Here is a 7,051-nt window from a genome sequence, read left to right on the forward strand (position 1 = left end):
CTGTCCTTTAACCTGTTACAGTCAGATTCTTCTCAAACGTTTCAGCTTCAATCAGTGATTCAAAACGTTGTATTTCATCTTCCAAATGGGTAAGCAGATTCTGCATTTTGGGTAATGCATTGCGACAGGCGATTAAGCCGACCTCGAGTTTGTCCAGATAACTGGTCATGGTAATATTTAAAGCTTGTCCATCCAGTACAATCGAAGCAGGAAAAAGTGCATCCAACTTTGCACCATTCCAGTACAAGGGTTCACGTGGACCCGGCACATTAGAAATTACCAAGTTAAAGGCCTGACGTTTAGGCATCATTCCTGAAAGTATATTAAGTCCTGCGGCAGAGTATACCAATGCGCTGTAATTCAGAATCTGACCTGATGTCATCCGTTTAAAGCGCTGTTTAGCATTTAGTACACTCCGGCGAATAGTTTCCAGCCGTTTCAGTGGATCTGCCTGATGTGTACCCAGATTGGCCAGAATCATGGTGATCCGGTTGCTCACATCTGAGTCATCATCCCGGATAGAAGCTGGAACCATGGCAATTAATGGCTTGGCCGGTAAACTGTTCTGGCTAAGAAGATATTCAAGTAAAGCACCCGAACACACTGCCAGAATTACATCATTAATAGTTACATCCAATGCACTTGCGATACTACGCAAACGGTTCAACTCAAAAGATTGTGCTGCAAAACGTCGTGAAGCACTGACCCGCTGATTGAGTATACTTTTCGGTGCCTGAAAGCTAGAAACATAGTGCGGATTACGGCCCATATCTTTCATCACTGTCTGTGACAGTTCATACATTACTTTAGGTACAGCTTCAAACTGGTCTTTAAGTAATCCAAGAATTTTCTTTGTACTTCCTTTTTTAGCTTCTTTAAGGCGTTTGGCTCGTGGGCCTTCTACACACCATGGCGGTACAATACTTTTAGCCTGCTGGTCTTTAGATAGTGATTTTTCAACCAGTCGCATTCCTGCAATTCCATCAACCATGGCATGATGAATTTTGAAGTACATAGCAAATCGGTTGCCTTCAATACCTTCAATAATATTACAGGTCCAGAGCGGTTTTGCGCGATCAATAAGTGTACTATGTTCTTGAGAAATATAAGCTAATAGTTCGCGAATACGTCCTGGATGAGGCAGTGAAATATGGCGGAAGTGATGATCCAGATCAAACTCTTCATCTTCATCCCAAAACAGGCCACTTAGCCGGTTATTAAAGGGTGGTATCGGAATTGATTTTGAGTTACGAATATCCTGTACCAGATCTTGTATAAAAGTCGCGGGTGCATGTTCAGGAATTTCAAACAGGAATAGACCGCCTACATGCATGGGCTGTTGACGTTTTTCTAATGATAAAAAAATGAAATCAATTGGGTGTAATGGACGCATAGCGTTGATTGCCTCACTGCAATGGATCTGTCAGCTCTTATTGAGCTGCTCATTGTTAGAATTATAGAACACGCGTTACAGTATATAATCTTTCAGTCCAGACGCAGCATAAATTTATGTGAATTCATCAGTTAAATAAAAAACCGCCCAATCAACTGTTAAGACTCTCAGTTAGGTATGAGCGGTTTTTTGACTGATATTACTTCTTTAAATTACCAGCATGCAGACCACATTCTTTATGGGTGGCTTCTTCCCACCACCAGCGCCCTTCACGTTCATGCTGATTTGGTAAAACAGCTTTAGTACAAGGTTCACAGCCGATTGAGATAAAACCACGTTCATGCAGGGCATTATATGGAATTTCCATTAAACGGATATAACTCCAGACATCACTGCTTGACCAGTTGGCCAGCGGGTTATACTTGATTAATTGTTTACCCTGCCCAGAAAAACCTGTGTCTGCCTGAACTACTGGTATTTCAGTACGGGTTCCTGGACTCTGGTCACGACGCTGACCGGTAATCCAGCCATCTAAAGTCGCTAGTTTCTTGCGTAATGGCTGAACTTTACGAATACCACAGCATTCCTGATGGCCATCAACATAGAAGCTAAACAGGCCTTTACGATTTACCATATCGAGTAAGGGTTCTGCTTCAGGAAAACAAATTTCAATTTCAATGTTGTAATGATTGCGGACTTTTTCAATAAACTGATAGGTTTCTGAATGCAGCCGGCCAGTATCCAGACTGAATACCCGAAATGATTTTCCCAAGCGGGAGGCCATATCAATCAGAACTACATCTTCAGCCCCTGAAAATGAAATAGCAATTTCACCTTCCTGACTCAAGGCAAGTTCCAGAATCTCGCTTGGAGATTTGTCAGCATATTCAGATGCCAAGGCATCCACTATATCAATGGTTGGGATAGCGGTCATGAAGGCTCCTGGCTCAAAGGCTTGGACGCTGTAAAAATATATATTCACTAAAGTGCAATACATTTTAAGGGAAATGAAATAAGCTGCTTAGCACATTAACTACAAAGCTTATGAATAAAACTGATTAATAAACAGTTGCGCAAAATATAACGGGTTAATGCTATGATAATCCGATTTTTTTATGATGCTTGGAGAATTCATGGAAATTGTATGTCTCGATCTTGAAGGGGTATTAGTCCCGGAAATCTGGATTAACTTTGCAAAAAAAACAGGGATTAAAGAACTAGAAGCCACTACTCGAGACATTCCTGACTACGATGTCCTGATGACTCAGCGTTTAAATATATTAAAGCAGCATGGTTTAGGCTTAAATGATATTCAGGCCGTAATTGCAGATATGGGTCCATTACCCGGCGCCAAAGAATTTGTAGAGTGGGTCCGTACCCATTTCCAGCTGATTATTTTATCTGATACTTTCTATGAATTTGCCCATCCATTGATGCAACAGTTGGGCTGGCCTACTATTTTTTGTCACAAGCTGGAAACAGATGAAAAAGGCATGATCACTGCCTATAAATTACGTCAGCCAGACCAGAAACGTGAGGCAGTAAAGGCACTCCACAACCTGAACTTTCGTGTAATTGCAGCAGGGGACTCGTATAATGATACAACCATGCTGGGTGAAGCAGACCATGGTTTCCTGTTTGATGCGCCAGAAAATGTAATCGCTGAGTTCCCGCAGTTCCAGGCAATTCATGGTTACGCTGCTTTAAAAGAGGCAATCCGTTCAGTGTCACTGCGCGATATTCCAGCTTAAGATTTTATAAATAAGCTTAAAAAAGGGCACTTGAAGCGCCCTTTTTCTATAAATTGTCTAATGAGATTTTTAGAATTTGTAACCAATATTTAGACCATAAGCGATAGCATGATTACTTTCAAAAGTACCTGCCGCCGTATGAGCACCTGTTACTGCATCAGCATCACCTAACCAGAAGTATTTTACACCTGCACCAATAAAGTAATTTTCAGCCGGTGAAAAACGTACGCCTGTACCTATACTCCAGTAACCTTCAGTTGGGCCTAGAGTTGTTACAGGATTACCTGCACCAGAATCCCAACCTACTGATACATTACCTGCCCACAGATCATTAAATTTACGACCTACACCGACCGTTGCTGAAATCTGATCATCTTTATAGTCAATCAGATTAAAGCCATTTGGTTTGCCAAGAGCTGGAGTTGATTGACCAAGGACTTGCGATAACTTGCCGAATTTATAAGGTTGAACTGCAAACTTGGACCATTCTACCCATCGTACATTGGCAAATGCGACAGTATTTTCCATAATGCCCGTTTGAAAATCGATATTAACTGACTGTGGCGTGGTTAATTCAGTACGTCCAGAAGTAGCACTAATCTGGTTCATTGCACCATCAAGTCGAGGATTACCAGTGAGTCCTGCCGCGCCAAAATTCTCATAAGCATTCATATCATGCTCAATTTCAGAACGATAGGTTATAGCAGCTTTTAGGGCAATCTCAGGAATTTGATAAGCAATACCAGCCAGCCAGCCTACCGATTCGTCTTCACCTGTTTTTAAATCATATCCATTGAAGGCGCTATAAGCATTACCGCGTAATTTCACCGTACCATCAACTGTCTGATAAACAGCACCTGCATACAAATTCCAGTTTTGAGTAGGCTGATAGCCAATCAGAAAATTCAGGTTTTGAGTATCTACTTCAACGGTAGTACCACCTTTAAATGGAACCATACGGTTTTCAACAAAGTTATTATTTCCTTTGTACTCGGCATCAGCACCAAATGGCTGATCATAGATCAGACCAAGTGAAATTTTATCAGTAGCCTGAATTTTCAAAGCCGCTGATGGGAAATAGTAGTCACCAGCCATATCACCAGCAACATTCCCATTTGCGTCAGTACCTGAAACATCAGGATCAAGGATAGAAATACCTGCCTCAAAATAGTTTCCAGGCTGTAAAAATGCCTGAATAGATTGACCTGAACGGTCTAAACCACCCGCATTAACCGCAGTGAGAGGGAGTGAGCTAAGAAGAATAGCGGAATAAATTTTATTGAGCTTCATGGTCTTTCCCTGATGCCATCTGTAACAAAAAAGTTGAAGGAAAGTAACACAAAACAAAAAAGAGTAAATGCTCAGCTCGGTCTAAAAAATGAACTGATGAATGCAAGAAACATACTTGATTAGAGTAAAAAGACTAAGAATACTGATGTATATAAATGATTTATAAATAAAAAATTAGAGTAAATGTTTTAAAAATATACCAAGTAAAACCGAATTTTTTTGGCTAAATTAGCAACACTTGAAATTTGTATAGTAGAGCAGTAATAGAAAGGCTACCGCAAGCGATAGCCTTTCTAAAATAATTTAACTTAGAAACGATAACCAATTTTTAGACCATAACCCCAAGCATCGTTATCTTCAAAATCAGCTACATATGAATTAGAACCGAAATCAGATGCAGCTTGAGCTTTTGCATCGCCTAACCAGAAATATTTCACACCGCCCGCAATAAAGTAGTTTTGTGCAGGGCTAAATTGTAGACCTAAACCAAGATTCCAATAGCCTTCTGTTGGGCCTAAAGTAGAAACTGGATTACCAGCACCTGAATCCCAACCTACAGAAACGTTACCTGCCCATTGTTCAGAAAATTTACGGCCTACGCCTAGAGTAGCTGAGATTTGATCATCAGTATAAGAAACAATATCAAAGCCATTTGGATTATTAGGAGTAGCACCTGCCGCGCCTAAAGCTCTTGAAACTCGTTCAAACTGCTGTGGACGAATTGAGAAATCCTTCCAGTTGACCCAGCGTACGTTAGCAAAGGCTACTGTATCTGCCATAATACCGCTTTGGAAATCAAGGTTTACAGACTGAGGAGTAGAAATTTTAGTATTTGTATTTACATTATAAAGCGCAGCAGCAGGGTTTTGCGTTACTAAAGCTAAAATATCACTATGACCATATTCATTTGTTTTCAAATCATGATCAATTTCAGAACGATAAGTTAGTGATGCTTTTAGAGCAATTTCAGGAATCTGGTAAGCAATACCCGCTAACCAACCTACAGCACTATCGTCTTCCATTGTAGCATTGTATTGACCTAATGCAGTTGTACTGCCATATGCTAGACCACGTAATTGAACATTACCTTCAACTGACTGGTATACAGCACCACCATAAATATTAAAATTTTCAATAGGTTGATAACCTACAAGCATAGTAATATTTTCTGATTTAACTTCTACTTCTGTACCTTCTGTTCCATTATGGAAAACACCACCAGCTAAAGGATTTAAATAAGTATCAGTAGGGTAAGTTGCTTTCGCTCCAAATGGCTGATCATAAATTATACCAAATGAAAAATTATCAGTTAACTGAAATTTTAATGCTGCACTTGGAAAATAATAATCATCACCCATTTCGCCAACTGAGGTGCCTCGATAAGCAGGAGCTAATGGTGCGGCAGCTCCTCCTGGCGTCCAATTATTTTGAACTTTACCAGAAACTGATGGATCAAGAACAGAAATTCCGGCTTCAAAATAATTACCTGGCTGTAAGAATGCAGAGATCGACTGACCTGAACGATCTAAAGCTGCTGCAAATACCCCAGTTGCAGGTAGCATTGCTAAAATCATTGCTGTGCTAAGAGTTTTTAATTTCATTCTAGTCTTTCCTTGAGATACGGGAAGTTTTACGTGCATGATCTATGCTTTTTAATTTTGGAGATCATCCTCTTCCGGGATAAAATCTAACTTAACTCCATGTGACAAAAATAGCACAATTAAACTAAGAGTAAATGCTCTATTTGAACTTAAAAATAAAAAAAATATGTTGAAAAAACATGCTAACTGGAGTAAATGTTCTATAATTTAAAAAGAATAATAAATTAAGTAATTGAAATATAAAAATATTAATTTATCGTTATTATGTAATAATCGCTTTTTTCAATTAAAATTTAAAATTTGACTATTCAGATTTTTAAAAATAATCAAGAAAATCAAGAGCAAAATTTAAGCAAATAATTAATTTAAGTGAATTCATTGTAGGGAGGAATGGGTTAATTTTCTTTAAACAAGATTTTAAGTAGGAAGTAGTGGGTCAGTTTAAGATGATTTTAAGTAATATCTGTTCAGATAAAGAGGATATTTATTTAAATTTTCTGTGATGCAAAACTCAAACTATTTTTTGTCTTATCAGTACATTTTATTATTTATAAATTTCTTTATCTTAAAAATTTTTTTCCCTGTAGGCGGGTTAATCGATTTATCTCTTATACAACCGTGGGTAAGCCACTCGGGAGAATTCCTATTTCGTGATAGCTGGTATTTGGCGAAACTCAACCATAGCTATATAAAAGATATGGTAGTGTTTCAAAAAGTATGCTGGCATTAAACGAATCCATTATTGATATAAAAGAACACTAAATCAAAGGCTTTGAAATGATTTTCAAGCTTTTTGGAGAAGTTGCAGCTTCTCCTAAAGCCTCGCCTGATTCGATGCCGTAATCGACAATTATTGCCTTCTATACCCACAGTGAAAAATTTACCAATCAACTGTTTGCATTCTTTAAAGGTCGTAACAAAGCTATCCCAATGGTCACTTGATATACATGTATAGCTTACACCTAACTGCTTCAATTTTAATTTAAGTCGTTTTGCAGTGGCTAAATCTCGGTTAC

The 7,051-nt window shown here is 38.7% G+C and carries 6 protein-coding genes; 1 reads left to right on the forward strand and 5 read right to left on the reverse strand.

Annotated elements, in window-relative coordinates; translation table 11 throughout:
• Positions 1 to 7: 7 nt before the first annotated feature.
• Positions 8 to 1,393, reverse strand: a complete 1,386-nt coding sequence (locus N518_RS0112465; RefSeq protein WP_026444349.1) for a WS/DGAT/MGAT family O-acyltransferase — start codon at positions 1,391 to 1,393, stop codon at positions 8 to 10.
• 199 nt (positions 1,394 to 1,592) lie between these two features.
• Positions 1,593 to 2,327 (reverse strand): phosphoadenylyl-sulfate reductase, encoded by a 735-nt coding sequence (locus tag N518_RS0112470; protein WP_005024891.1) that lies wholly within the window; start codon positions 2,325 to 2,327, stop codon positions 1,593 to 1,595.
• A 199-nt stretch (positions 2,328 to 2,526) separates the two neighbouring features.
• Here N518_RS0112470 and thrH point away from each other — a divergent pair, with 199 nt between their 5' ends.
• Positions 2,527 to 3,144 (forward strand): bifunctional phosphoserine phosphatase/homoserine phosphotransferase ThrH, encoded by a 618-nt coding sequence (gene thrH, locus N518_RS0112475; RefSeq protein ID WP_005015962.1) that lies wholly within the window; start codon positions 2,527 to 2,529, stop codon positions 3,142 to 3,144.
• A gap of 69 nt (positions 3,145 to 3,213) precedes the next feature.
• Here the strand turns inward: thrH and N518_RS0112480 are convergent, their stop codons facing one another.
• The 3 genes from N518_RS0112480 to N518_RS16850 form a co-directional block, all read right to left on the reverse strand.
• Positions 3,214 to 4,434 (reverse strand): OmpP1/FadL family transporter, encoded by a 1,221-nt coding sequence (locus tag N518_RS0112480; protein ID WP_005024893.1) that lies wholly within the window; start codon positions 4,432 to 4,434, stop codon positions 3,214 to 3,216.
• Positions 4,435 to 4,742: 308 nt separating this feature from the next.
• Positions 4,743 to 6,035: an OmpP1/FadL family transporter gene (locus N518_RS0112485; RefSeq protein ID WP_005015959.1), complete on the reverse strand. Its 1,293-nt coding sequence runs from the start codon at positions 6,033 to 6,035 to the stop codon at positions 4,743 to 4,745.
• A gap of 726 nt (positions 6,036 to 6,761) precedes the next feature.
• Positions 6,762 to 7,051: IS1 family transposase (locus tag N518_RS16850; RefSeq protein WP_026444103.1), on the reverse strand; the 290-nt coding region annotated here is incomplete at its 5' end.

The sequence above is a fragment of the Acinetobacter sp. UNC436CL71CviS28 genome (assembly GCF_000620525.1).
Classification (GTDB): Bacteria; Pseudomonadota; Gammaproteobacteria; order Pseudomonadales; family Moraxellaceae; genus Acinetobacter; species Acinetobacter radioresistens.

Bases quoted from the DNA above. Each gene is read 5' to 3' on its own strand.
- N518_RS0112465 (WP_026444349.1), bottom strand. From the start codon at position 1,393: ATGCGTCCATTACACCCAATTGATTTCATTTTTTTATCATTAGAAAAA.
- N518_RS0112470 (WP_005024891.1), bottom strand. From the start codon at position 2,327: ATGACCGCTATCCCAACCATTGATATAGTGGATGCCTTGGCATCTGAA.
- thrH (WP_005015962.1), top strand. From the start codon at position 2,527: ATGGAAATTGTATGTCTCGATCTTGAAGGGGTATTAGTCCCGGAAATC.
- N518_RS0112480 (WP_005024893.1), bottom strand. From the start codon at position 4,434: ATGAAGCTCAATAAAATTTATTCCGCTATTCTTCTTAGCTCACTCCCT.
- N518_RS0112485 (WP_005015959.1), bottom strand. From the start codon at position 6,035: ATGAAATTAAAAACTCTTAGCACAGCAATGATTTTAGCAATGCTACCT.